We start from the raw sequence: 25,741 nt of genomic DNA, 5'->3' as shown, positions 1-25,741 counted from the left end.
CTAATTAAATTGGAGGAGCTTTTATGGAATTATCTGATGTGCGAAATACTTTAGAAACTACAGCCGAAAAATTGGCGGATTTCAGGGGGTCTCTTTGACTTAGAAAACAAAGAAGCCCGCATTCAAGAATTAGAAGAAATCATGATGATGCCCGACTTTTGGGATGACCAAAATAAAGCGCAAAGCATCATTAATGAGGTAAACGGTTTAAAGGCCATCGTAAATGAATTAAATGATTTATTATCCACTCAAGAAAACTTAGAAATGACTCTTGAATTGTTAAAAGAAGAGCCTGATGAGGATCTTCAAGCAGAGCTTGTTCAGGAATTGAAAGAGTTTGAGGAGAAGTTAGAAAACTTTGAGTTACAGCTTTTATTAAGCGAACCATATGATAAAAACAATGCCATTTTAGAGCTTCACCCAGGAGCTGGAGGTACGGAGTCTCAAGATTGGGGTTCAATGCTTCTTCGTATGTATACTCGTTGGGCAGATAAACATGGCTTCAAAGTAGAAACCCTTGATTATTTACCAGGGGATGAAGCGGGTATTAAATCGGTGACATTGCTTATTAAAGGGCATAATGCTTACGGTTATTTAAAGGCAGAAAAAGGGGTACATCGCCTAGTGCGTATTTCACCATTTGATTCCAATGGTCGCCGTCACACATCCTTCGTTTCTTGTGAAGTGATGCCTGAGTTCAATAATGAAATTGAAATCGAGGTTCGTCAGGAAGATTTAAAAATTGATACGTATCGTTCCACAGGTGCGGGTGGGCAACACGTTAACACAACGGATTCTGCTGTCCGCATTACGCACATCCCAACAGGAATTGTTGTTTCTTGCCAAGCGGAACGTTCGCAAATTAAAAACCGTGAAAAAGCAATGAACATGTTAAAAGCAAAATTGTATCAATTAGAGATTGAAAAACAGGAAGCAGAACTTGCTGCACTTCGCGGTGAACAAAAGGAAATTGGTTGGGGTTCTCAAATTCGTTCTTACGTGTTCCATCCATATTCGATGGTAAAAGATCACCGCACGAATGTGGAGACTGGAAATGTGCAAGCGGTAATGGATGGCGATATTGACTTATTCATTAACGCTTATTTGCGCTCTCAAATCACAGCGAAGAATTAAATGATATAAGTAACAAAGTGTGCAAAATCATTTCACTGGTTTTGTGCACTTTTTATTTTTTTATTATCAAGCCGAAGCTTTAAGTAAAGTATTAATTGAAAAAATTAAAGAAGAAGAACAATTGTTGATTCATTATTATCAAGAGTATGAAAAAACTTTTGCTGAATTGAAAAAACTGGTGGATTTAGCGATTATTGATGATCAATTTACGGAAAAAGCCATTGTATCTTTAGCAGAAGGTTTAAATGTCAAATTTAAATATGAAACATTAGAAGAGTTTCAAGAATTTATGATAAGTGATGATGTGTTAGAACTATGAGTAAAATCCCATGTACTAGTTGTGGAGCATGTTGTGCATCGATCGATGGAATTGAATTTTTAAGTAAGTTTAATCAAAATGGCATTTGCGATAAATTGAAAAATAATCAGTGTTCGATTTATGAGTCGAGACCGCTATTATGTAGAATTGACGATTCTTATGATCAATTGTTTTCATCTTATATGACGAAACAAGAGTTTTACCGACTAAATGCTAAAGCTTGTAATGAATTGCAGGAAAAGTTAAATATTGATATAAAATTTAGAGTGCATATATAGAATAATCCATAATAAATTAGGGATTCTGTCGATATTTCGTTCATCGAGCAGAATCCCTTTTTAGTGAGAATTTATTATTGTTCGCCGTTTTTGAAATCACGATGATAAATCGCATATTTAATCTTTAAAAATGGTACGGAAAATATCCACATTTGATGTTTTGCGTAGAGGGTGCCATCCTCTCTTTCTTTAACATAAAAAGTTTCTTCTATTGGTAATGCTAGAATGCGATTGTTCCAAACTAAATAGATGCCCGCATCTGAATTTGCCTCACTTTTTTTGCTAGATAAATGAAGAACATGGCCCATTTGATTGACCTCTAATATTCCGATCATCGATGACCAGGGAAGTGGCAAAGCAATGTTCATATAAGTACGGTCATTTGTTTTGTGCCACGAATATATCGCAATAAAAGTAACTTTCTCATGAATTTTTCTTACCCAAGCTCTAGGGCTTTTTCTACTATCTAATTCCTCTTTAATTTTCAATACATCCCCAGTCATTTCGATACGTTTCTTTGATAATGGGAGATTAATTTGTTGTACAACGGAGCTAATCAGACGATAAAGATATGCTAATGGCTTAAACCAACCCTTCCATTGAACTTCTGCAAACAGTCGGTAATCCATTGTATTTTCATAAAAGTCACGAATCATTGGTGATAGAGTGGATGTATTGATATGAGGTTCATAAATATTCATATCATCCACTAAACCTTTATGCGGTTTCGAATCACACTGAATTTTAGAAAGAACTTTTTCACCAATGATTATCGATCCTCGAATTTCACTAATCGGAAATGTCCAAGTTGTTGTATTTTCAGTAGGAACAGATATGAGCCACCCGATTAAACCGAATAAAGCAAACACTACGCAATTTAAAAAGCCATGAGTTTGCAGCATAAAAGGAATATCGATGGAAATAAAATTTGTTAAACGACCAAAGGCATATAAAAAGGAAAACAGAATCGTCACACCTAATGAGCCGAATGATAATACTATGAACATTTTTTGTAATCGTCTAGTAAAAGGCGCTCGACAAGTATAGAAAATCATCATATAAATTCCTATCATATAAAACACGACTGAAATCCATTCAATCCAGACAGAAAAAGTAATTCCGATGGCAAGGAGAATCAGAGAAATAATTAAAATACATGCAGCAAAGGAATATAATTTAGGTTTATAAATTCGACCAAGTAATCCATTAAAAACGGGCAGTAAAAAAGCTGCGTAATGAAAATGAACTGCCGTTAACCACGTGATAATTGGTGAAAAGCCAGTATCGATATTCGTAATATGAGCAAAGTACCACATACCACCAATCGATAAAAATACGAGGGCAATATCAATGGAAAACTCTTCGAAACGAATAAATCCTCTCGTTAAAAAACGATTCATTCCATAGAAAGCTACAATTAAAGTAAATAATAAATAAATTGCTGCAAGAAAAGCATCCCAACTAGATGGTTCTGTAATATGTAGCAGAACGACGGAAACATAAGCTGGGATTGAAAAATATGTATAGAAACGAGTGAACCAATCATTTTTTTTCTTAATCATTTGTAATGTAAGAGGAACATATACGACTTGAGCTACAGTGAGCATTAATAAATACAATGGTCCTTGTCCAAAGATAACAGCGACTAAAAACAAAATGATTGAAAAAGGTAGCCATTTATTCCAAGTCATTGTTGCTAACCTCTCCTTCATACATGAAAATAAGGCCAAACATTGGATTTTTCACTTCAACTTTTACATGAAAAACTTCATTGTCTTCTATATATTTTTCTGTCACTGTTGCTAAGCCTTGAAAAATTCTAGGTAAAGGGAATTCAAATCTACCAATGACGAATCGCTGTTTTCTAGACTCAATTTTCAACTCTCCATTAGTGGAGACGGTAAATGCTAAATCTGAATAAAGTACACTTGGTTCACCTAAATAATCTTTAATTAAATTCCGTTCAGCATCAAAACTCATCAATGCATTAAAATACCTTTTCTTTGACCTAAAATAAAAAATTCTTTCCCAATGAATTTGTTCTTCACCATTTGCGCCAATCTTAGGTGTATTCAAAATGGTAAAAGGAATATTCGAACCATGTTCAGGATAAAGGAGTTTCCATTTAGTGCCTAACCAATAAATCGGGTAAAGAAATATCGGTCCTTTTTTAATGGTTTTCATTACTCCTGTTGCGTGAAAAGGTTTATTATTTGAAAATCCATATCTTTTTTGTAACATCGGATGCAATCTATAAAACTCTGTACCTAAAACTTTTTTATAAATTGACATTTAACTATCCTCTCTTTCTCTTACAGGAAATCGATGAAGGTACATCTTTGCTTATTACGAATCCGATAATTGTAATTAGCAATAGGCTCAAATTAAATGTTAATGGATTAAACGGAAAAGTTAATGAACTTGGTTTAGCTAAAATGGAAGTGATCGTAAGGAGAGGGAACAAGCTAATTTGCAAAAGATGCAATCTCCTTTTCTTTCTATAAAGTAACCAGAATAATCCGAAAGTAATTTCGGCTATTCCAGTAATCATTACAATGAAAGCACCTTTTTCATAAGATACATGAAATAAATTTATTACCATCAAAATTTCATCTTCATGCATATAGATGAGTTTCGGAATGAGTCCATGATAAAGCCAAATAAAACTAAATAGGTAAGTGATAAACCAGCTAATAAAAAAACGAAAATATTGTGAGGATGGATCTTCATCTTTCTCCATCCATCTTTTTAAAACATCAAAACTAAGCGCTGTAGCCCAACCCATTAATGGACGAAAAATGAAGTGGTCTAGTAAGCGTCCAAATTTACCAAAACCCGCTTCATAATCATATTGTGTTAAAAAGGTAATGGAGTTATCATTAGGTATATATTTCCAAAAACCTTTCCCTTCTTTAATAGGAGATAGTTTATTATCTGTTCCGAAATGTAATGAAGAAGATCTTTCGCCATTTGTACTTTCATGACTGCCAGCAGTAATCCCCCATCCTTCTATCGTTAATCCAAACCCAAGATTTCGTTTATATGAAAAATGTTGAGGTTCATTTTCCTTTTTTGGTAAATATGTAATGGAAGAAAAACGGAGATCCCATTTTTCATGCAGGCTAGGCGTTTGCGTTGCGTTCCATAACTTTTCCATTTCTGTATCAATCTCTACTTCCACATAAATAGGCTTACTTTTCATATTCGAATGCCTCCTTTATTTTCCAGGAAATTGAAACTTTCATATTAAGGATAGTATAGCATGGAACTATTTGGTATTGGAGAAACGGAAAGCAGTAAATTTGCCCCCTAGTCTTTTATCGATGGATTGCAGCGCCAAAGATCATAAGTAAAGGTTTAAATTTTATTTGACGATAAACTTAAAATTCTTAGTATACATTGCAAATAATATTACAAAATAAGAAACAAGAATTTAAGCTATATTCAACAATGATAAGAGAGAATGGAAATGTTCAAAAAATGGACTCTAGCTGTAATTACAATGTTTTTAATAACAGCATGTGGAAATAATGCGACAACAGAGGATGATACTGCAACAGATCAACCAGAAAGTATTGCGAACACTGAAAATAATATAAGCGAGGATGAAGAAGCAACTGTTGCGAATAAAGTAAACAATAATACTGTTGACGTTACAAATCCAACAGTTTCTATGACAGAGGCAGTGGACATCTTTAAACAATCTTATCCAGATGCAAAGATTGAATCGATCGAATTAGATACAGATTCTTCTGGTCGATTACATTATGATATCGATGGTTTTGATGGAACAAAAGAATATGATGTAGAAATTGATGCAACAACAAAGGAAATCATTGTAAATGAAGTTGAAAGGGAAAGAACTTCTGATGAAGCTATCGATTTTTCAGCTATTATTGACCCGGCGGAAGCTATTGAAATTGCTTCAACAAAAACCGAAGTAGAAGGACTTTCTGCAACAGGTTGGACACTAGAAGTGGAGAATGGAAAACAAATATATACAGTTGAATATGAAAGGAACAATTCTGATATCGACATTAAAATCGACGCAACAAATGGAGAAATTTTAGAAGTGGATATGGATGATTGAACAAGAGAAAGAAATGTAAGTTAATGGATGCCGGGACAAAAGTATAAACTCATTATTTTCTCTTAAGAGAAAATGATGAGTTTTTTTGAAGATAGTGTAAATGATGCGGTGTTTTTATTTTCATTTAATGAGTTGTAAATTTACTTAAAACTTGGTAAATCGTATAATTAAATGGGATATATAATTATAGATAAATAACTATTGAAAAATTAGTAGATGCATAGTAAAAACCTTGATATTCAAGGTTTCAGCTTGTAGACAAAGTCCCTAACTAGGGGCCAAATCTACAGGCTTTTTTGTATAATAGGGATAGAATTCTTGGTTAACGAGGGAAATTTAGGATGTTATCGAAGCGTACTGACAATAATCGAAATCAATTGGAAATGGTGGCTCTTGATCAATTGGTTCCAGAAGATCATTTGGTAAGGAAGATTGAACAAGCCATAGACTTTGATTTTATTTACGATCTTGTCAAAGATACCTATTGCCTAGATAACGGAAGGCCTAGTATTGATCCTGTTGTGCTCATTAAAATGGTCTTTGTGCAGTATTTATTTGGTATTCGATCCATGCGTCAAACGATCAAAGAAATTGAAACCAACGTGGCGTATCGATGGTTCTTAGGATATGGTTTCACAGAGAAAATTCCTCATTTTTCAACGTTCGGCAAGAATTATGTTCGTCGTTTTCAAGGTACTGATTTATTTGAACAGATATTTTATCGTATTTTAAAAGAAGCGATGAATAAAGGATTAGTGGATGCATCTGTTGCCTTTATTGATTCAACACATGTCAAAGCAAGCGCCAATAAAAAGAAGTTCGATAAGAAAATTGTCCGGGCAGAAACAAAAAGCTATCAAGCGCAATTAGAGTTAGAGATTAACCAAGACCGTGAAAACCATGGAAAAAAGCCCTTTCCCCCGAAAGAGAATGAAGAAACCAAGGAAATAAAGGTCAGTACAACCGATCCTGATAGTGGCTATTACGTAAAAGATGAACGGGAAAAGATGTTTGCCTATTCTTTTCATACCGCCTGTGATGCAAAAGGCTTTGTCTTAGCTACCAAGGTAACGGGAGCGAATATTCATGATAGTCAGGTGTTTGGTCAATTACTCGAACAAGTCATCGAAAAAGTAGGCAAACCAACTGCAGTAGCCGTAGATGCCGGATACAAAACCCCAGCGAATGCGAAAAGTCTATTGGATAAAGAGATTCGTCCAGTCATGCCATATACAAGGCCTAGAACAAAGGACGGTTTCTTTAAAAAGTATGAATATGTATACGATGAGCATTATGATTGTTATATCTGCCCAAACAACCAAACTCTTGAATACCGAACAACAACAAGAGAAGGATATCGACAGTACGCTTCGAAACCGGAAATATGTAAAACGTGCCCATTTTTAGAAAAGTGTACCCAAAGTAAAGATCACACTAAATTTATTCATCGCCACATTTGGGAGCACTATGTGGAAGAAGTCGACCACTTAAGACATACAGATATCAATAGAAATATATATGATAAGCGCAAAGAAACGATTGAACGGGTCTTTGCCGATGGAAAAGAGAAGCATGGCATGCGATGGACAACTCTACGAGGACTGGAAAAATTGTCTATGCAGGCGATGCTTACTTTCGCTGCCATGAACTTAAAGAAAATGGCAAACTGGACATGGAAAAGACCATGTCCAGCCTAAATAAGAGAAGAATCTTAGAAAATGATGAGCAAAAAAAGACAAACCCCAACTCAAATGAAGCATTTGAGTTGGGGTTTGTCGACAGTCTGAAACCTTGATATTCAAGGTTTTTTTATCTTGTTTTAAAATAATGTATTACATTTAAGTGTTAGACTATTGATAACAGTAAAGAAAAAATTTCGATTAAGAAAGTTGCAGAGAGAGGCTCAATAATGATTTATTTATTAATTGGTATTGCTGGGATGCTCGGAGCAATTTTTAGATATTTGATTGGGTTGTTATTTTATACACATGCAGTATTTCCCTTTGACGCCAATCCGGACAAACTATTCACTAAACCAGAGAATTCTAGAACGCAAGCGTTTTTATCAAAAGTTGTATGATGAACTTAATGCATTATGCAGTAAGAATACAAACTTAGGTCTGTACTGTTAATAAAAATATGGTGTTTAGGAACAATATTCTAGAACCCTCTTATCAAATATAATATCAAAGCGCTCAGAATCGTTATATCTGGGCGTTTTTTTATTTCTAATTCGAATTATTAGTAAATGTTGCCAACTTATAAAGAAATATTTAAGCCTATCTCGTTAACCCCCATCACAAATCTAATGGAAAAAACGACGATTTTAGATAGGTTAATTGCATTCCAAATTTATAGTTAGATTGTCTAAAAAGCGAAAAAAAATTTTCATACAATTTGAATATTGTGTGACAAAAGCCGTTTAATTAATATTGTGAATATACAGAAAATTAGAGAGCGATAGAATGTAGTGTATTTGACGTAATAGGACAACATTTTTGAAAACGTTACCATAATCCGGGATGTATGGGATAGTTGTTGCAAATCTTTCATCCATTAGTTTTTCTTGGTCAATCACTATAAAAAAAGTTTAAAAATTTTTAAGGAGGGAACTTATGAATTATATAGAAGGGGACACTCTTGAAAATGCTAATCGAAGGTTAAAGAGAGATGATATTAATGTTGTAGATTCAAAGGTTGCTAAGCAAACAGTTCTTGTTACTTCCCTTGGGAATGCAATGGAATGGTTTGATTTTGGACTCTACGCCTATTTAGCTGTTACGATAGGAAAAGTTTTCTTTCCTGAGGTCGCTCCTTCCTATCAATTAATTTTTGCGTTTGCCACTTTTGCCATTGCTTTTATTGCACGTCCAGTCGGTGGTTATATTTTTGGGATGTTGGGAGATCGAGTAGGACGAAAGAAAGTACTTTCACTTACATTAATTTTGATGGCTGCCTCAACATTATTTATCGGATTGATTCCTAGCTATGAAACGATTGGTGTAGCAGCTCCTATTTTGCTTCTGATTGCTAGGTTAATTCAAGGGTTTTCAACAGGTGGCGAATATGCAGGTGCAATGACTTATATTGCTGAATCAACGCCCGATAAAAAGCGCGGATTTTTAACGAGTAGTTTAGAAGTTGGGACAAGTGTAGGTTTTACGCTCAGTGCGGCATTAGTTACTATATTAACGTTTATACTCGGTCCCGAAACAATGGTGGAATGGGGATGGCGACTTCCATTTTTAATTGCCGCTCCTTTAGGGTTTATAGGTTTTTATCTACGTTCTCGTTTAGAAGAATCGCCTGCTTTTAAAGCGATGGAAAAGGAAAAGGTAGAAGAAAGACATCAGACTTCCCTAAAAGAAATATTGGTGTACCATTGGAAGTCTCTGTTAATTTGCATTGGAATCGTTCTTTTTTATAATACAGCCTTATATATGGTTCTAACTTATATGCCTTCTTATCTAACCCAAGAACTAGGCTATGGCGAAACAAAAGGATTACTATATTCACTACTAGTGATGATTTCACAAATTCCTTTCATTTTAGTTATGGGTTATTTGAGCGATCGAATGGGTCGCAATCGTATTGTGAACGTGGCACTCATTGGTATGATTTTACTGAGTGTACCAGCTTTTATGATGATGGCGACTGGAAATGATTTTGTAGTCTTTTTTGGATTATTTATTCTTGGTATTATGCTTGCTGCGTTTCAAGGTGCTTTACCTGCAGCATTGCCATCTCTATTTTTTACGAAAGTTCGATACGGTTCGCTGGCAATCACATATAATGTTTCGACGTCATTATTTGGTGGAACAACTCCACTTATATTTGCTTCGCTCGTTAGTTTAACAGGGAATAACATGATGCCTGCTTATTACTTAATGTTTGTTTGTTTCATTGGACTTGTTATTGTTTTCTTTTTTGTAAAGGAAACAGCTGGACGATCGTTACGGGGATCCGCACCGATTGTTGAAGAACCAAAGGAGATTGATGAAATTTTGAAAAATCCAGATGAAGCCCTTTGGTGGAGAGAAGAATTACCGCCGTTAGAAAAAGCAGTAGAAACGGTATATAAACAAGAAGTCTCTACTAAATAACAAAGGAAAGTAAGACACCCTTATAAAAGATTATATAATTGCTTTTATAGGGTGTTTTTATTTGGTACCAGCTACTTTCTCATCTCATTTGTCAGGTGCATGAAAAAAAGGGAACCGTTCTTTATTTAGAGAAAATTATATAAGAGAGAGAAAAATGTATCTGAAAGGAGAGGGGTTAAATGCTATACGTTCGAGACATAATCGAACTTCCCCTTTTGAAAACCTCAAGAGTGAAATCAGGTAAAGACGTACTAGATCAGAAATTGATTGAATGGGTTTCGGTTATTGAAAGCCCCGTCGAAAACTTTGTCAGGGAAAATGAATTTGTACTTAGTACGGGAATTGGCTGTCATGAGGATTTTGATATTTTATTAGAATTTGTAGAAGATGTATATAATTCAGGAGCAAGTGCATTAGCGTTTGCTACAGGTCGCTATATATTTGAAATTCCAAAGGAAATCATACAATTTGCAGAGGAAAGAAATTTTATTTTAATAGAAATTCCATGGGAAATTCGCTTTGCGGATATTGTTCAAGAAGTGCTAAGAGAATTAAATCATATTCAACAGCGTGATTTAAACCGTTCAAAAGATGTTCAGCAAAAGTTAATTCAAATGATTTTAGATGGTAAAAATCTTGGACATATTACTAGTTTTGTTGAAAATGAGATAAGACTTCCAATATTAATATTAGACAAGAAAGGAATACCAGTAGCAGGCAGTGCCAAACAATCAAAAGTTTTTAGTTTAAGAAATCGATTAATGAAATTACCAAATAATGAGGAAGCTTCTCATCATCCTATGCACTCTAAAATGAAAACCATATCAGATGAGGAACATAGTTTATCTCACCTTTTCATTCAAACAAATGGTGTACATGAAGGGGAAATTTGTGTTCTTTCTGATAGAAATTATCAGTTGAATCAACAAGAAATTCAACTGATTGAACATACGAAAATGGCATCTGCATTATGGTTTTCTCGAAATAGTGTTGTTACGAAAGCGGAAATGCGCTTGCAAAATGACTTTTTATTAAGGTTGATTAAAGGTGAGAGTCTGTCAGATGAATATAAAAAGACTACAGCTGAACAGTTTCATTTAAATTTAAATATTCCTTATGATTGTATTATTGGGCATCCAGAGAATTTACAATCGATTATGGAAAAAGATCATAAAAGACAATCTATTACATTTAATTGGCTAGAAAATATGATTATATATATAAAAGAAGAAATGCTATTTGCAGCAGAAGCGGTTAAACATCAAATGTTATTTGCTTATGAAGGAGACAAAATTATTGTTTTTTTAGAAGTAAAGAAGGATTCGTCTGATTCAGTCAATCATTTTTTAGATTTAGTTGAACGAAGATTAAATCATTTATTTCCTGGCGTGACTTTTTCATGGGGGATCGGAAAACATAAAGAGGAAAGTACGGATTTTTCGCATAGTTTCAAAAAGGCTCAAATGGCATTAGATATGGGAAGAACTCAAATTGGAATTGGTAAACGAGTAAACTTTGATGAAACACGTATTAATCGGCTAATGCTAAATTTGGCGTTAAATGATGAAGTACAAGAAATAATGGCAGCCACTATTTCACCGTTAATTGAATACGATGAGAAACGGGATATGGATTTAATTAATACGTTCATCGGTTATAACAGAAATAGTGGAAATGTAAGTCAAACCGCACGGGATCTTAATCTCCATCGTCAATCTCTATTATATCGATTAAGAAAAATAGAATCTTTAACAGGACTATCCCTCGTGAATCCAGATGATCTTTTTCTATTGGATTTTAGTATTCGTGTTTGGTCAACGGGGGTTATTAAGAGAGGACAAATCAATACAGAACACTCAAATTCGAATGTGTTGTAAATAATAAGGGAGTTGGGCACAGTACAATCTGTCCCCGACTCCCTTTTGCAATTGAAAAGAAGAACGTTTTTACCCATTTATATCAAATTGTATAAAATGCATTTCAGAAAATTCATACATTCTATCAGATGTTTTATTGAAACAATATTCTTATAATTGAAATCAACATAAGGCTAATGCATCTAAAAAACAAATTTTCTAAGTTAAAGTGAGGGATTATGATGTTGCCATTTAGTTTAAAAGAATATAAACAACGATTGGAACGAACAAAGAAAAGTATGTTGGAAAAAGGGATTGAAGTATTAATCGTAACGAATCCAGCAAATATGAATTATCTTTCTGGGTATAATAGTTGGTCATTTTACGTTGACCAAATGTTAATCGTCATTGTCGATGAAGATCAGCCCATTTGGATAGGAAGAAAAATGGATGCAAATGCTGCAAAAGTCACTACATGGCTATATCACGACAATATTATCCCGTATCCAGAAGACCATATTCATTCAGATACAAAGCACCCTAGTGAATTTGCTGCACAAATATTAACACAAATTGGTCAATCAAATCGCCGAATTGGACTTGAAATGGATTCTTATTATTTTTCACCAAAGTCTTACGAAATTTTGAAGAAAAATCTTCCGAATGCAAAATTTTATGATGCTAGTTTACTAGTGAACTATGTTCGAATTATTAAATCAGATCAGGAAATTGAATTTATGAAGAGAGCAGCAAAAATTGTTGAGTTGGGTATGCAAACAGCAGTGAATTCAATTCAAGAAGGTGTCAGAGAGTGCGATGCGGTTGCTAATATTTATCGGGATTTAGTCCGTGGTACTGATGAATTTGGTGGTGATTACCCTGCCATTGTACCAATGCTACCTGCTGGAGAAAATACATCCACTCCTCATATTACATGGACAGATAAGAAATATAAAAATAATGAAATGGTCATTATTGAAATTGCAGGATGTTATCAGCGCTACCATTCTCCGCTAGCACGTACGGTTTCACTTGGTGAGCCAAGTCAAGAGGCATTAGATGTATCAAAAATAGTGGTTGAAGGATTAAACGCTGCAATTGAAGCAGTGAAACCAGGAGCTACGTGTGAAGAAGTTGAATTGGCATGGTCGAATGTGATTTCGAAGCATGGCATCGTAAAAGATTCAAGACTTGGATACTCAATTGGATTAAATTATCCACCAGATTGGGGCGAACACACGGCAAGTATTCGTAAAGGAGATCTCACAGTGTTGAAACCAAATATGACGTTCCATATAATTCCTGGGTTATGGTTTGACAATTATGGCATTGAGATAAGCGAATCGATTCGAGTTACTGAGACTGGTTGCGAAGTGCTAGCTGATTTTCCAAGAGAATTGATTGTTAACGAAGGGCGTAATATCCAAGTTTAATTTACAACTCTTTGTGAAATATAGAAATTTACTAAAGAAGAGATTCATGCCGTTGATTGTTTCAATGAATGCGTAATGCAGGAAGCAGACAAGGGGGCGTTATGAATGATCGCAACAAAAGACATAGTTGCAGAGGCTAAGGCAATCGAAAGTCAAATTGTAAGTTGGAGAAGATACCTTCATCAATATCCTGAATTAAGTTTTCAAGAATATGAAACTGCTAAATATATAGAAGAAAGATTAAGTGAAATTGAGGGTATCTCTATTCAAACGAATATTGGGAAGACAGGAATTATCGCAACGATTTCGAATGGAGAAGGAAAAACAGTAGCTGTTCGAGCTGACATGGATGCATTGCCAATAACTGAAAAAAATGACCATGGTTTTCAGTCTAAAAATCCAGGTGTAATGCATGCTTGTGGACATGATGCTCATACGGCGATTTTACTTGGTGTCGCTAATATTCTTGCCAAAAAAGCAAGAGAAGGATTATTCCAAGGAACAATTAAACTAATCTTCCAGCCAGCAGAAGAAGCACCAGATGAGGAAGGGCTAAGTGGGGCACCAAGAATGATGCAAGAGGGAGCATTGGAGAATGTAGAGTCAATCGTTGCTCTTCATATGTGCCCGTGGGAACCAGTAGGAACAATTCAAATGAATAATGGTTATAGTATGGCGAATGTCGATGTCTTTCACGGGAAAATTAAAGCAACCGGGGGACACGGGGGATATCCCCATCTAGGAACAGATCCCATTTGGATGCTTAGTTTTTTCTTACAAGCTTTTTATGGAATGATTTCAAGAAAAATATCTGCCCTCGATACTGCTGTTGCGAGCATCGGACAAATCGAGACGGGAACTGCAAGTAACATCATTCCAGAAGAAATATCTATTACAGGTACTTTAAGAACTTATACTCCAGAGGTAAGAGAACAGTTGGCAAAAGAAGTGGAGCAAGCATTTAAAGTAGTTGAATCCCTCGGTGGATCTTACTCATTTGAAGTTCAGCGGGGAGAGCCAGCTTTAAATAATAATCCAAAAGTAAATGAAATCATAAAAAATACTGCAATGGAATTATATCCGTCACTTAAAATCGTTGAAAAACCTTTTGGCCTAGGTGGAGAAGATTTTGGATACATGACAAGAGAAATTCCAGGGGCAATGTTCTTCCTTGGATGTGCTCTACCGGATGGAATTTCCCGTGACTTGCATACGAATATTTTTGACATTGATGAGCGGTGTCTCCCAATAGGTGTATCCATTCTTGCTGCATCTGCTCTTCAACTACTAAGACAGCCATAGAAAACCTTTAAAGGAAGGTGTGATGATATGAAAACGGAATTGCTTAGCAGTGGAATGTACATTGGGGGTCAGTGGATATATAAAGAGGAAACAATTCCTGTACTAAATCCTCAAGATAATTCATTTATTGCAAGTGTTCCTCAAGCGTCAGCTAAAGATATGCAATTTGCTATTGAAGAAGCTAAAGAAGGAGCTAAAATTGCTGCTCAAATGCCAGTTCATCAAAGAATAAGCATTTTAAACAAGGCAGCTAATTATATTAGTGAACGGAAAGAAAAATATGCTGAAACAATTGCATTGGAAGGCAGTAAAACGATTCGTGAAGCAAGGGCAGAAGTGTCGCGTTGTATACAAACATTACAAATATCTGCTGAGGAAGCAAGGCGTATTGAAGGGGAAACGATTTCATTTGACCAAAGGGAGGGCAGTGAGGATCGGGTTGGATATTACTACCGCTTCCCAATCGGAATCATTGCGGCAATTACTCCATTTAACGATCCGCTCAATTTAGTTGCCCATAAAGTAGGACCAGCCATTGCGTCAGGAAATGCGATTATCGTCAAGCCAGCAACAGAAACGCCTCTCAGTGCTCTTCTTTTAGCCAAAGCTTTTGAAGAATCGGGTTTACCTCCGAAAGTTCTCTCTGTCATAACAGGATATGGTAGAGAAATTGGGGATATATTAGTTACTCATCCAGCCGTTCGAATGGTTTCCTTTACAGGGGGCCTCGAAACAGGAGAGAAGATTGCCAATAAAGCTGGTTTAAAAAAGATTAGCATGGAACTTGGATCAAATTCACCTGTGATTGTTTTAAAGGATGCTGATATACAAGAGGCGGTAAATGCTACTGTTTCAGGAGCCTTTTATGCAGTAGGACAAAACTGTCTCGGTGTACAACGAATTTATATTGAAAAAGAGATTTATGAAGAGTTTTGCTCAAGCTTCGTTGCACGAACACGACTATATCAAGTTGGTAATAAAATGCTAGAAACAACGGATATGGGTCCAATGATTAACGAGAAGGAAGCCATTCGAGTAGAAAGGTGGGTAAATGAAGCTGTTTATAAAGGAGCAACATTACTAACTGGTGGTAAACGAGAAGGTGCCTTCTATTTTCCAACGGTTTTAACGAATGTTCCAGCAGATTGTACAATTGCACAGCAAGAAGTATTTGGTCCAGTTGTTTTACTATATCCAGTTGATGACTTCACTTCCGCTATTGAAAAGTCAAACGATGTTAATTTTGGATTGCAGGCCGGCATCTTTACAAAGGACATTGAAAAAGCCTTTGAAGCCATTGAGAAACTGAATGTTGGTGGAATTATGATTAACGATAGTAGTGACTATCGAATTGATAGTATGCCTTTTGGTGGCGTAAAAGGATCGGGTCTTGGCAGAGAAGGCGTAAAGTATACAATTCAAGAAATGACAGAGCCAAGAGTTGTTAGTTTCAAGCTGAAATATAAAAAAACAATTTAAAAATTATTTATTGGAGGGAATTTTTATGAATTTATCAGTAATTGAAAGTGCACAAAAGAAATACGAAGAATTAGCGGAATTGGATAAAAAACATTATTTTCATCCAAATACATCTTTTAAAGTTCAAAAAGAAGATGGCCCTGGGTTTATTTTTACAGAAGGGAAAGGTATCTATTTAAAAGATGTTAGAGGAAGAGAAGTTATTGACAGCTTATCTTCTCTTTGGAATGTTAATATCGGCCATGGAAGAGCTGAATTAGCTGAGGCAGCAGCAGAACAAATGAAAAAACTAGCATTCAGTTCAACATTCGCAGGAAACAGCCATGAAGCAGTTATTCAATTAGCGAAAAAGGTAGCTGACATGACTCCGGGGGATTTAAATTACACATACTTTACTTCAGGTGGATCAGAAGCGAATGATACGGCATTTAAAGTCGCTCGTTATTATTGGAAAATGAAAGGTCGTCCGAATAAAAAGAAAATTATTTCCCGTACTAAATCATATCATGGTGTTTCGGTAGGTTCATCAGCAGCAACAGGGTTAGCACCATTCAGAGATTTTCCATCATTAGCGCCGGATTTCCTTTATGTTGACTCCTCTATCGAAGCGATTAAAGAAATGATTGAACGCGAAGGAGCAGAAAATATTGCTGCAATCATTTCAGAGCCAGTTCAAGGATCAGGAGGAGTAAACTTACCACCGGAAAACTTCTTTAAAGAGTTACGTGCCCTTTGCGATCAAAATGAAATTCTACTAATTATTGATGAAGTAATTAATGGATTTTATCGAACAGGAACAAATTTCGGAATCGACAACTTTGGAATCGTACCAGATATTATGTGTATTGCGAAAGGGATTTCCAGTGGCTATGCGCCAATTGGTGGAATGGTCATTACAGAACGTTTAAAAGAAGAGTTAACAGATTTAACGGATGGTGTATTTATGCACGGTTATACTTACAGTGGTCATCCAATGTGTTGTGCAGTAGCGCTGAAAAATTTGGAGTTAATTGAGGAAGAAAAGTTAAATGAAAATGTAAATTTCATGGGCGCTGAGTTATTAAAAGGTTTTAAATATTTACAAGAAAAACACGAAGGAATTGGAAATCTCCGTCAAATTGGTTTGCTAGGTGCAATTGAATTCTTTAAAGATATCGAATCAAATACAAGATATGAAGATCCGTTAGCTCCTAAAGTAGTAGCGGAAGCTTTAAATCACGGCTTACTAGGTAGAGCAATTATCTATGAAGGCCAAGATACACTTGCATTTGCACCACCATTCTGTATTACAAAAGAAGAAGTTGAAAAAATGATTTCAATTATAGATACATCTATTCAAAAGGTAAAAAACGAAGTTAAATAACTAATTAAATGTCCTCCCTTATAAGTAGTTATTTTTCAATAAAATATTTTCCGCAAATTGGATAAGTGCTTGAAGTAGTTGCGGAAGTGGGTCTTAATTGCGAAGGTGTTTACATTTTATTACAGAACTTTTAAAAATAGCATATTTTGAATACAAGTCAAATTCTTTTCTTATGTGCGGTGTTTTCTAGATGAGAAACTCCTACTAAGAATGAGTTTGGCTTCTTTTTTATGATGTGAACTTAAATCCTGCTCGAAGGAGGAATTTTGAAGTTGAGAGGGTATTTGTACGTTCCAGGGACGATATCTACCCAGGCAGAGGGAGAATATGCCCAAGCGGAGGCTACATCCACCCGAGTGGAGGAGTTATGTGTCCATGCAGAGAGGTAATACGCACAAGCAGAGGTTCCATCCACCCGAGTGAAAGGGGGATGTGCCCGAGAGAAGAGGATAACCGCCCAAGCTGATAATACAAATGCCCAAGAGAAGAAGTTATATGCCCAAGCTGAGAGCGTAAGCACCCAAGCTAAGAGTGTAAGTGCCCAAGAGAAGAGGTTATCCGCCCAAGCTGAGAGTGTAAACGCCCAAGTGAAGAGATTATCCGCCCAAGCTGAGAGTGTAAACGCCCAAGTGAAGAGATTATCCGCCCAAGCTGAGAGTGTAAACGCCCAAGAGAAGAGGTTATCCGCCCAAGCCACTAGCGCAAGTGCCCAAGCGAGGAGGTTATCCACCCGAGCTGCTAGAGCAAGCGCCCAAGTGAAGAGAATATCCGCCCAAGCTGAAAGTGCAAGAGCCCTAGCAAAGATGTTATCCGTGCAAGCAGGGAGTGTAAGTACACAATTCATAAGCAAATCACATATATTGCCCACTAAAAATCCTCTTAAAATAACCACCACCAGTGATTTACATCACAACGCATCCTTAAACAACCCATTATAATTCTTAATGAGAATAGTTTTCATCCAATAAGCATGTGACTATCTACAATAGAACCAAATTTTATCGGTCACAACGCGTTATACAAAAAAAAACCTTACCTTGAGGTGAGTAAACTGAATAAACCCTTCGATTTATCCAAAATCATTTATGAACAATGTACAGAAGATCCATCCATAGCTGAAGACTTGAAAGAACAAATATCAAAACAAGGAAAGCTTCAAAGTGCACGTAGCGTCATGTCTATCCCTAAAGGCGCAAGTATGAGTGGTACTGAATTTTTACACATCTTAAAACATGGCTATTCCGATAAAGAATAAGGAGGATACAAATGAGTGAACTAATCAATAACCGTGAGCAAGGGATTCATCACAAAAGCGAACGTCAAGAAATGCTGAAAGAAATCATTAAAGAACTTCACGCTGGTAAACCAGTCGACGAAGTCAAAGCGAAATTTGAAGAGGCGGTTGGAGATGTAACTGTTGCTGAAATCTCACAATTGGAGCAGTCTCTTATGGAAGAAGGGATTCCGGTTGAAGAAGTTCAGCGTCTTTGTTCCGTACATACAGCAATTTTTAAAGGTTCCATTGAAGAAATTCATCGTTCCGATAAGCCGGAAGATCAACCAGGTCACCCCATCCACACTTGGAAAATGGAAAATAAAGAACTGGATTTACTTGTGAATTTTAAATTGCAGCTTCACGTTGAACGCTTTGATAAAGAAGATTCTGATGAAAATCGATTCAAATTAATTGAAGACTTAAATCTTTTATGGGATGTGGACAAACATTATTCTCGAAAAGAAAATTTACTATTCCCATACCTTGAGAAATACGGAATTTTTGGTCCGACAAAAGTGATGTGGGGAGTAGATGATTGCATACGTATGGCGATTAAAGAAGCGAAACGCAAATTAACCAACTATGAAGGCCAAAAAGAAGAAGTATTAAAAGATCTTCAATTTGTCATAAAAGAAGTATCGGAAATGATTTTCAAAGAAGAAAACATTCTATTCCCAATGGCATTGCAAAAATTAACGGAAGATGAATGGTTGAAAATTGCTAGAGAAAGTGATGAAATTGGCTATTGCTTGACGGCGCCAACGACGGAGTGGAAACCTGTTCGCCACCCGCTACCAATTGAGAAAGAAAAAGAAGACATTCAACCGGAAGATGGATATGTTCGCTTTGAAACTGGTATTTTATCTGTGAAACAAATAGAAACTATATTAAACCATTTACCAGTTGATATAACGTTTATTGATGAAAATGATGTCGTTCGTTATTTCTCTCACGGGAAGGAACGAATCTTTGCAAGAACGAAAGCAGTAATCGGACGCACAGTGCAAAACTGCCATCCACCACAAAGTGTGCATGTCGTTGAACAACTTTTAGCTGAATTCAAATCAGGCAAAAAAGACGTGGAAGATTTTTGGATTCCTGTCAAAGATAAATTCGTTTATATTCGCTATTTTGCTGTTCGAGATAAAGACGGAAAATACATGGGAACTCTAGAATTTACCCAAAACGTTTCAGGCATACGTGCATTGGAAGGACAGAAGCGAATACTATCCTAGTAGTCGTAACTTGTTAAAATAATAAAAATGTTATATAGATGAATCAATTTCATAAATCATAGTATTTCTGAAGTATAGAGTACCCCTATACTAAAAACTTTGTTTTTTTTTTTTAATTATGCAACTTGGTTTTGTTGCTGTAATAAAGCATTGATTCGATCAACTGCTAGTTTGCAGGTATTATAAATTAACGTCACCAGATTGAAATGCATTTTTGCTTTCTTTCCTGTACGATGACGGACATTGTTTAATTGAAAGTATTCCTTTAAATAAGCGTTAACGCGTTCGACTGCTGTACGTTCTTGATAAAGCTGTTTCCATCGTTCTGTCCCACGTGCTGGATAGGTAAATTTACGGATATCTATATCACATTTGATTTTGAAAACTTTTTGGCAAAGGGTGTCTTCTCGTAATGGGCAAGTTGCACATTCCTTTGGACGTGTGAATTTTAATGTATTGTACTTAGCGTCAAAGCTGTCATATTGGTAACTATGTTCACGCACACAGGTTGGACGAAAATGTTCATCGAATCTTATATATTCTCCTTCTCGGCGAACGTTGTAAGGCATCACGACTCGCATGGACTGTGATACGGCTTGACGGTAAATAGGTTCAACATCATAACCAGCATCAAATATAGCTATTGTAAATTGACCGTTTCCTAAGTGATGAAGTTTTTTCAATAATGGAATCGCAGCTTTACAATCACTTAAATTACCTGAGGACATCAAACGAGTGATGATATATTGACTTTTCGTCGAAACAGCTAAATGGGCTTTATAACCAAACCAGAATGTATTTTTTCCTTTACTATTCTTTTTCACACCCCATTTTGGCTCAATCGGTACATCCTTCCAAAGGGTTTCTAATGGGATATCCAGCTGTTCTTTCAGTTCTTTTTCATAGGTTGATTGATTTCCTTTTTTCTCTACTAGTTCGGCTAACCAAACAGCTCGTTCAGCTTTAGTTTTACGACCACGTTTTTTAGGAGTTTTAGGTGCTTTCTTTTCTGATGGTGTGAAAGCATCACGAGCTTCAAAGTGGCTCGCATCGATGGCGACATGTTCATCATTTAGAAAGCCTTCCAACAATCGCTGTTTTGATGAGTGTATCGTTCGTTTTATCTAGCACATCTGATTCACTAATGACTTGAATCATGCGTGAATAAGAGCTTTCAGATGGTACGACATCAGACACAAGGAATCCACAGTCGAAACGAAATAAAGGATCATGGACCAAACGTTTGACTAAATCCTTGATAGTTGGAATACGTTCGACAATAAGTATAATCAGCGATTGAATCATTGCACCATAATTCAATTCACGTGGTGCACCTTTCAATGTCTTTTTAGAAAACAATTGAAATATAGGCTGAATGTCGATAGCACTAAAAATGGCATCATAACGATGGGAACTTTCCATTTCTAATAATTGATGGATGTCAAAAAGAGAAATTTGTTTTACGATAGTCATAGGGTACTCACCTCTTTCGGATGGTTTGTTTGGTTACCTACCATTATAACGAAATTTGGGGAGGTACCCATTTTTTATTGTCTTGAATCCCTTGAAAATCAAGGGGTGAGAATTATGAAATTAACTCAATTGTGTATTTTTTTCGGGTATAAGTCTTTTGGTGAGAGAAACTTTGACGATGTTTTTATTCCTCAAGGATTGTTATAGATAAAAAAAATCCGATTGGTTGCATCGTTGCCAATCGGAAATGAAAAGGGTTTTGTAATTACTCCTTTATATAATGAAGTGCACTCATTAGAAATCATATCCTGATTCAAGCCTTTAAATAATTTATAAGCTTGAATGAACTGGATACAATTTCTTTATTTACTATATTTTCTAACTAATTTCACCGATTTTGTCAATAGCTGAGACAAATTTTTTTATAAGTCATTGCATTTTTCTTACGAAGATGTATTATAATATTAAAAGAACACACGTTCCCTTCTTGATGATATCATTAAATTTAGTAGGGAGGAGTTTTTGTGGCGCATATTCCCATTGAAGCTGTCCCGTATTTGGAATCAGCAATCTATTTACCGATGCTGCTCATCGTTTTAGAAAAAGATTACGAGTTAATAGAGCATGGACAATTTAAGCTAAAGCGCCCTTACGTCCACTTAATTGAAGAAGCAAAAAAATTGGCACAAAGAGATTTACAAGATGTAAAAGCATATTTAAAAAGCCATTATTTAAAAGTTGTCCAAGGTGAAAGAGATGAATTATTTACTGAATATCATTTTCATTACAAACAAATTTTAGAGGTTAGACGATATTCGAATATTCGGTTGAGAAATCGGGTTGAAGAATTGCTAAATTTGTACTTAAATAAGGCATCACAAGCACATTCAGCTATTCAATAATTGCATTTTCTTTTTCTTTAGCAATCTGTAGAAGGCCTAATTCCTTATGAATGGCTTCCCTTTGTTTCAAAGCGAATTTCAGAAGCATTGTTGCGCATACGTATTGAGTGCAAAAAGAAGGATAGTGTATTGGTAAAGTAATTTCATAATCATTTTTTAAAGTTATGATTGTACTATCTTCACATTTTTGTATGTTGATAATCGCGTGCTGAGCTATCCAAATATTTTTAGAAGAATAGGGTGATAAGAGCGGGAAAAAGGCGTAAGGTTGATCATAAGACAAAACGATTGGAAGTTTGTGCTTCTCCTTACCAAAAAACCTTTTTGAAAAGTCTGTTGATGCTTTGTAAGTAGTACCTAATTTTTTTAAAGTATCACCCACAAGCTTCAAAGGTTTTTTGTCAACGTAAAAAATGCCGAATTTGTCATAGACAAGCGAGCAATGTTTTCCCTTATGCTCTACAGGTTCAATTAAATACGTGTTAGGAGTTATGTAGTACCAATCAATTACCTCTGTATCTACCATAAAATTCACCCTTTCTAAAAAATTGGAAATTTCATAGTCTTATTATCATAATAATGAGAAAACGGAATAAAATCAACAAAAATTTGGAATATACAGAAAAAACTGACAAAATTTATTTTTGGGCGTTTTTTGGCGTCCAAAATTTAATTTTTACCCCTTTTCTAACGTTGGATGGAGGCAATATTCAAAAGGGCATAGATAAAAAATTGTACACATAAGTAATTTTCACACCTAAATGAAATGGAAAATAAGGTAGAACTTCCTAATATTATACTGTGAGAGTTTTATTTTTCTAAATATATTGAAAATTAACCCCTGATTTTTTATAATAGAAAAAAGGAATCGGGGTGATGTCGATGGATAAAAATAATTCATACGCAGATTTTAGTGCAGCAGGTTCAAATCCAGTAGTAAACGATTCTGAAAAATTGTTAAATGAGATTTACGTAGATTTGTTTTTAAACAGATTACAAAGATTACATCGTATTGAGCAATTAAGGGAATTCATCGATCAAGCATTGGATGAAAGAAATGAAGAAGCATTTCATAAGTATACGCAAGAATTAATTGAATTACAGGAGTCATTGAATTAAGCATTTCCCATAAAAGAGAAGTCGTCTATTGCACAAGTATACAAGCTGTGCAAAAGGCGACTTTTTTGCATTTCCAATACAATTTTTTTGAAAATACCTGTGCTTTTGTGAGAAAAATAGTCGTTGTGAGATTCACCATTACATCCAAAAAATGTTATCTAGGTGTATTCAATTTCAGAATATACGTTCGTAAAATAAATGATATTTACAATTGGATATGCTAAAATAATCATACGATCTATTGGGAAAGGACGATTGACTATGGCCGATACTTTTGAACTACATTCTTCTTATAAGCCGAGCGGGGATCAGCCACAAGCGATTGAAAAGCTTGTCCAAGGCATCAGAGAAGGGAAAAAGCATCAAACGTTGCTCGGGGCTACAGGAACTGGAAAGACTTTTACGATTTCGAATGTCATTAAAGAAGTTAATAAACCGACGTTGGTCATTGCTCATAATAAAACACTAGCCGGTCAATTATATAGCGAATTCAAACAATTTTTTCCGAATAATGCTGTAGAGTATTTTGTTAGTTACTACGACTATTATCAACCGGAAGCGTATGTGCCTCAATCGGATACATACATCGAAAAGGATGCCAGCATCAACGACGAAATCGATAAACTCCGACACTCTGCAACGAGCGCATTGTTCGAAAGAAGAGATGTCATCATCGTCGCATCGGTTTCTTGCATCTATGGCTTAGGTAATCCAGATGAATATCGCGAGTTGGTCGTATCAATTCGTAAAGGAATGGAAATTGAGCGTAACCAGCTGCTCCGTCGACTAGTAGATGTTCAATATGAAAGAAATGATGTGAATTTTCAACGGGGAACGTTTCGAGTACGTGGAGATGTTGTGGAAATTTTCCCAGCCTCCCGAGATGAGCATTGCATTCGCATCGAATTTTTCGGTGATGAAGTAGATCGTATCCGAGAGGTCGATGCATTAACAGGAGAAATTATAGGAGAACGAAACCACGTAGCGATTTATCCTGCTTCCCACTTCGTAACTCGGGAAGAAAAAATGAAAAAGGCCATTGAAAACATCGAGAGAGAACTAGAAGAACAACTTGAGAAATTTAGAGCGGAAGGAAAACTGTTAGAAGCACAACGTTTAGAACAACGAACAAAGTATGACTTGGAAATGATGCGTGAGATGGGCTTCTGCTCGGGAATTGAAAACTATTCCCGTCACTTAACATTGCGTGAGCCAGGGGCAACCCCGTATACGCTGCTTGACTACTTCCCTGATGATTTTTTAATCGTAATCGATGAAAGTCACGTTACATTACCACAAATTCGGGGAATGTATAATGGTGACCAAGCACGGAAACAAGTATTAGTAGATTATGGTTTTCGTCTGCCTTCAGCATTAGATAACCGTCCGTTGAAATTTGAAGAGTTTGAAAATCATATTCATCAAGCCATTTATGTATCCGCAACTCCTGGCCCATACGAGAAAGAGCATTGTTCCGAAATGGTGGAACAAATTATTCGACCAACTGGGCTTCTTGATCCAACAATTGACGTTCGTCCAATTGAAGGACAAATTGATGATTTAGTGGATGAAATTCAAAAACGCGCGAAGAAGAATGAGCGAGTACTTGTAACCACATTAACGAAAAAAATGGCAGAAGATTTAACGGATTATTTAAAAGAGATGGGAATTAAAGTCGAGTATCTTCACTCTGAAATTAAAACTCTCGAGCGAATTGAAATCATTCGTGAACTGAGAAAAGGTACCTTTGATGTGCTTGTGGGCATTAACTTATTGCGAGAAGGGCTGGATATTCCAGAAGTTTCGTTAATCGCCATACTCGATGCCGATAAAGAAGGATTCTTGCGTTCGGAAACATCTTTAATCCAAACGATAGGACGAGCAGCACGTAATGCAAACGGACATGTTATTATGTACGCGGATACGATAACAGATTCGATGAGAAAAGCAATTGAAGAAACAAAACGTCGTCGCTCCATTCAAGAAGCTTATAATAAAGATCACGGTATAACACCAAAAACGATTCGAAAAGAAATTCCTGAACTTATTCGTGCAACACAGACAGCAGAAGTAGAAGAAAAATATATTACAAAAGTAACGAAAGGTAAGAAATTAACGAAATCCGAATTGGATAAACTGATTGCAGCCCTTGAACAAGAAATGAAAGAGGCTGCGAAAGCATTGGATTTTGAACGCGCAGCTGAATTGCGAGATACAATTTTTGAATTAAAAGCAGAAAGGTGACAGACCACCGCCAAAAGCTTCACAAATTTGGGATTGCCAGTGGAAAGATGAATTTCCCGTACTGCTTTAAGTCTCACTACTTTAAGTGAAAAAGGTGCTGCACAATATACATTTGAATTTAGAAAGGTGACGAGT

Annotated in this window: 21 protein-coding genes and 1 pseudogene; 17 read left to right on the top strand and 5 right to left on the bottom strand. The window is 35.8% G+C overall.

What is annotated here, in order from left to right; all coding sequences use genetic code 11:
- Positions 1–23 precede the first annotated feature (23 nt).
- The 3 genes from prfB to NSQ18_RS03930 all read left to right on the top strand — a co-directional run bounded on the left by prfB (position 24) and on the right by NSQ18_RS03930 (position 1,731).
- Positions 24–1,134, top strand: a protein-coding gene (prfB, locus tag NSQ18_RS03940) for a peptide chain release factor 2 (protein WP_184656240.1) whose coding sequence is annotated in 2 segments (ribosomal slippage) — positions 24–83 and positions 85–1,134 — 1,110 coding nt in all. Because the reading frame shifts where the segments join, the coding sequence is not laid out codon by codon here.
- 43 nt (positions 1,135–1,177) lie between these two features.
- Entirely contained in the window at positions 1,178–1,453 is a 276-nt protein-coding gene (locus tag NSQ18_RS03935) for a hypothetical protein (RefSeq protein ID WP_339289056.1), read from the top strand.
- Positions 1,450–1,731: a YkgJ family cysteine cluster protein gene (locus tag NSQ18_RS03930; RefSeq protein WP_339289054.1), complete on the top strand. Its 282-nt coding sequence runs from the start codon at positions 1,450–1,452 to the stop codon at positions 1,729–1,731. Before NSQ18_RS03935 ends, NSQ18_RS03930 begins: the two co-directional genes overlap by 4 nt.
- A 74-nt stretch (positions 1,732–1,805) precedes the next feature.
- Here the strand turns inward: NSQ18_RS03930 and NSQ18_RS03925 are convergent, their stop codons facing one another.
- From NSQ18_RS03925 to NSQ18_RS03915, 3 genes are read right to left on the bottom strand one after another with little or no spacing between them, the layout of a single operon-like run.
- On the bottom strand, positions 1,806–3,422 hold the full coding sequence (locus NSQ18_RS03925; protein ID WP_339289053.1) for a YndJ family protein: 1,617 nt from the start codon (positions 3,420–3,422) through the stop codon (positions 1,806–1,808).
- Positions 3,409–4,023, bottom strand: a complete 615-nt coding sequence (locus tag NSQ18_RS03920) for a DUF4166 domain-containing protein (RefSeq protein WP_339289051.1) — start codon at positions 4,021–4,023, stop codon at positions 3,409–3,411. The genes NSQ18_RS03925 and NSQ18_RS03920 overlap by 14 nt, the downstream gene beginning before the upstream one ends.
- A gap of 4 nt (positions 4,024–4,027) precedes the next feature.
- Positions 4,028–4,933, bottom strand: coding sequence for a DoxX-like family protein (locus NSQ18_RS03915; RefSeq protein ID WP_339289050.1), 906 nt, complete (start codon positions 4,931–4,933; stop codon positions 4,028–4,030).
- A 267-nt stretch (positions 4,934–5,200) separates the two neighbouring features.
- On the opposite strand from NSQ18_RS03915, the gene NSQ18_RS03910 reads away from it, so the two are divergent.
- The 11 genes from NSQ18_RS03910 (at position 5,201) to NSQ18_RS03860 (ending at position 19,868) form a co-directional block, all read left to right on the top strand.
- Positions 5,201–5,821 carry a PepSY domain-containing protein gene (locus NSQ18_RS03910; RefSeq protein WP_339289048.1) on the top strand — a complete coding sequence of 207 codons (621 nt, stop codon included), beginning with the start codon at positions 5,201–5,203 and terminating at the stop codon, positions 5,819–5,821.
- Between the two features lie 341 nt (positions 5,822–6,162).
- Positions 6,163–7,518 (top strand): IS1182 family transposase, encoded by a 1,356-nt coding sequence (locus NSQ18_RS03905; RefSeq protein WP_016839220.1) that lies wholly within the window; start codon positions 6,163–6,165, stop codon positions 7,516–7,518.
- A gap of 212 nt (positions 7,519–7,730) precedes the next feature.
- The gene (locus tag NSQ18_RS03900; protein WP_339289045.1) at positions 7,731–7,901 is read left to right on the top strand and encodes a hypothetical protein; all 171 of its coding nucleotides are present in this window, start codon (positions 7,731–7,733) and stop codon (positions 7,899–7,901) included.
- A gap of 535 nt (positions 7,902–8,436) precedes the next feature.
- On the top strand, positions 8,437–9,924 hold the full coding sequence (locus tag NSQ18_RS03895) for an MFS transporter (protein ID WP_339289043.1): 1,488 nt from the start codon (positions 8,437–8,439) through the stop codon (positions 9,922–9,924).
- Between the two features lie 179 nt (positions 9,925–10,103).
- Complete coding sequence (locus tag NSQ18_RS03890; protein WP_339289041.1) at positions 10,104–11,801, top strand: PucR family transcriptional regulator ligand-binding domain-containing protein; 1,698 nt, start codon at positions 10,104–10,106, stop codon at positions 11,799–11,801.
- Positions 11,802–12,022: 221 nt separating this feature from the next.
- Positions 12,023–13,213 (top strand): M24 family metallopeptidase, encoded by a 1,191-nt coding sequence (locus NSQ18_RS03885; protein WP_339289596.1) that lies wholly within the window; start codon positions 12,023–12,025, stop codon positions 13,211–13,213.
- A 105-nt stretch (positions 13,214–13,318) separates the two neighbouring features.
- Entirely contained in the window at positions 13,319–14,515 is a 1,197-nt protein-coding gene (locus NSQ18_RS03880) for an amidohydrolase (protein ID WP_339289039.1), read from the top strand.
- Between the two features lie 27 nt (positions 14,516–14,542).
- Complete coding sequence (locus tag NSQ18_RS03875) at positions 14,543–15,994, top strand: aldehyde dehydrogenase family protein (RefSeq protein ID WP_339289037.1); 1,452 nt, start codon at positions 14,543–14,545, stop codon at positions 15,992–15,994.
- A 25-nt stretch (positions 15,995–16,019) separates the two neighbouring features.
- Positions 16,020–17,357, top strand: a complete 1,338-nt coding sequence (locus NSQ18_RS03870) for an aspartate aminotransferase family protein (protein WP_339289035.1) — start codon at positions 16,020–16,022, stop codon at positions 17,355–17,357.
- Between the two features lie 1,042 nt (positions 17,358–18,399).
- Entirely contained in the window at positions 18,400–18,612 is a 213-nt protein-coding gene (locus tag NSQ18_RS03865; protein WP_339289034.1) for a hypothetical protein, read from the top strand.
- 11 nt (positions 18,613–18,623) lie between these two features.
- Positions 18,624–19,868, top strand: coding sequence for a DUF438 domain-containing protein (locus NSQ18_RS03860; RefSeq protein WP_339289032.1), 1,245 nt, complete (start codon positions 18,624–18,626; stop codon positions 19,866–19,868).
- A gap of 116 nt (positions 19,869–19,984) precedes the next feature.
- Here NSQ18_RS03860 and NSQ18_RS03855 read toward each other — a convergent pair.
- Positions 19,985–21,341 (bottom strand): annotated as a pseudogene (locus NSQ18_RS03855) (transposase).
- A 524-nt stretch (positions 21,342–21,865) separates the two neighbouring features.
- On the opposite strand from NSQ18_RS03855, the gene NSQ18_RS03850 reads away from it, so the two are divergent.
- Positions 21,866–22,243: a hypothetical protein gene (locus NSQ18_RS03850; protein WP_016839245.1), complete on the top strand. Its 378-nt coding sequence runs from the start codon at positions 21,866–21,868 to the stop codon at positions 22,241–22,243.
- Here NSQ18_RS03850 and NSQ18_RS03845 read toward each other — a convergent pair.
- Positions 22,233–22,769 (bottom strand): competence protein ComK, encoded by a 537-nt coding sequence (locus tag NSQ18_RS03845; RefSeq protein WP_016839246.1) that lies wholly within the window; start codon positions 22,767–22,769, stop codon positions 22,233–22,235. The genes NSQ18_RS03850 and NSQ18_RS03845 overlap by 11 nt on opposite strands.
- 356 nt (positions 22,770–23,125) lie before the next feature.
- On the opposite strand from NSQ18_RS03845, the gene NSQ18_RS03840 reads away from it, so the two are divergent.
- Entirely contained in the window at positions 23,126–23,362 is a 237-nt protein-coding gene (locus NSQ18_RS03840) for an IDEAL domain-containing protein (protein ID WP_096550488.1), read from the top strand.
- 261 nt (positions 23,363–23,623) lie between these two features.
- Positions 23,624–25,606 carry an excinuclease ABC subunit UvrB gene (gene uvrB, locus NSQ18_RS03835; protein WP_339289029.1) on the top strand — a complete coding sequence of 661 codons (1,983 nt, stop codon included), beginning with the start codon at positions 23,624–23,626 and terminating at the stop codon, positions 25,604–25,606.
- The last annotated feature ends 135 nt before the right edge of the window (positions 25,607–25,741 follow it).

The sequence above is a fragment of the Ureibacillus sp. FSL K6-0786 genome (assembly GCF_037965165.1).
In the GTDB taxonomy this organism is placed as follows: Bacteria; Bacillota; Bacilli; order Bacillales_A; family Planococcaceae; genus Ureibacillus; species Ureibacillus thermosphaericus.
This window is presented reverse-complemented; position numbering and strand designations above follow the sequence as displayed.

Coding starts and splice junctions, on each gene's coding strand:
- NSQ18_RS03930 (WP_339289054.1), top strand. CDS start 1,450: ATGAGTAAAATCCCATGTACTAGTTGTGGAGCATGTTGTGCATCGATC.
- NSQ18_RS03925 (WP_339289053.1), bottom strand. CDS start 3,422: ATGACTTGGAATAAATGGCTACCTTTTTCAATCATTTTGTTTTTAGTC.
- NSQ18_RS03920 (WP_339289051.1), bottom strand. CDS start 4,023: ATGTCAATTTATAAAAAAGTTTTAGGTACAGAGTTTTATAGATTGCAT.
- NSQ18_RS03915 (WP_339289050.1), bottom strand. CDS start 4,933: ATGAAAAGTAAGCCTATTTATGTGGAAGTAGAGATTGATACAGAAATG.
- NSQ18_RS03910 (WP_339289048.1), top strand. CDS start 5,201: ATGTTCAAAAAATGGACTCTAGCTGTAATTACAATGTTTTTAATAACA.
- NSQ18_RS03905 (WP_016839220.1), top strand. CDS start 6,163: ATGTTATCGAAGCGTACTGACAATAATCGAAATCAATTGGAAATGGTG.
- NSQ18_RS03900 (WP_339289045.1), top strand. CDS start 7,731: ATGATTTATTTATTAATTGGTATTGCTGGGATGCTCGGAGCAATTTTT.
- NSQ18_RS03895 (WP_339289043.1), top strand. CDS start 8,437: ATGAATTATATAGAAGGGGACACTCTTGAAAATGCTAATCGAAGGTTA.
- NSQ18_RS03890 (WP_339289041.1), top strand. CDS start 10,104: ATGCTATACGTTCGAGACATAATCGAACTTCCCCTTTTGAAAACCTCA.
- NSQ18_RS03885 (WP_339289596.1), top strand. CDS start 12,023: ATGTTGCCATTTAGTTTAAAAGAATATAAACAACGATTGGAACGAACA.
- NSQ18_RS03880 (WP_339289039.1), top strand. CDS start 13,319: ATGATCGCAACAAAAGACATAGTTGCAGAGGCTAAGGCAATCGAAAGT.
- NSQ18_RS03875 (WP_339289037.1), top strand. CDS start 14,543: ATGAAAACGGAATTGCTTAGCAGTGGAATGTACATTGGGGGTCAGTGG.
- NSQ18_RS03870 (WP_339289035.1), top strand. CDS start 16,020: ATGAATTTATCAGTAATTGAAAGTGCACAAAAGAAATACGAAGAATTA.
- NSQ18_RS03860 (WP_339289032.1), top strand. CDS start 18,624: ATGAGTGAACTAATCAATAACCGTGAGCAAGGGATTCATCACAAAAGC.
- NSQ18_RS03845 (WP_016839246.1), bottom strand. CDS start 22,769: ATGGTAGATACAGAGGTAATTGATTGGTACTACATAACTCCTAACACG.
- NSQ18_RS03840 (WP_096550488.1), top strand. CDS start 23,126: ATGGATAAAAATAATTCATACGCAGATTTTAGTGCAGCAGGTTCAAAT.
- uvrB (WP_339289029.1), top strand. CDS start 23,624: ATGGCCGATACTTTTGAACTACATTCTTCTTATAAGCCGAGCGGGGAT.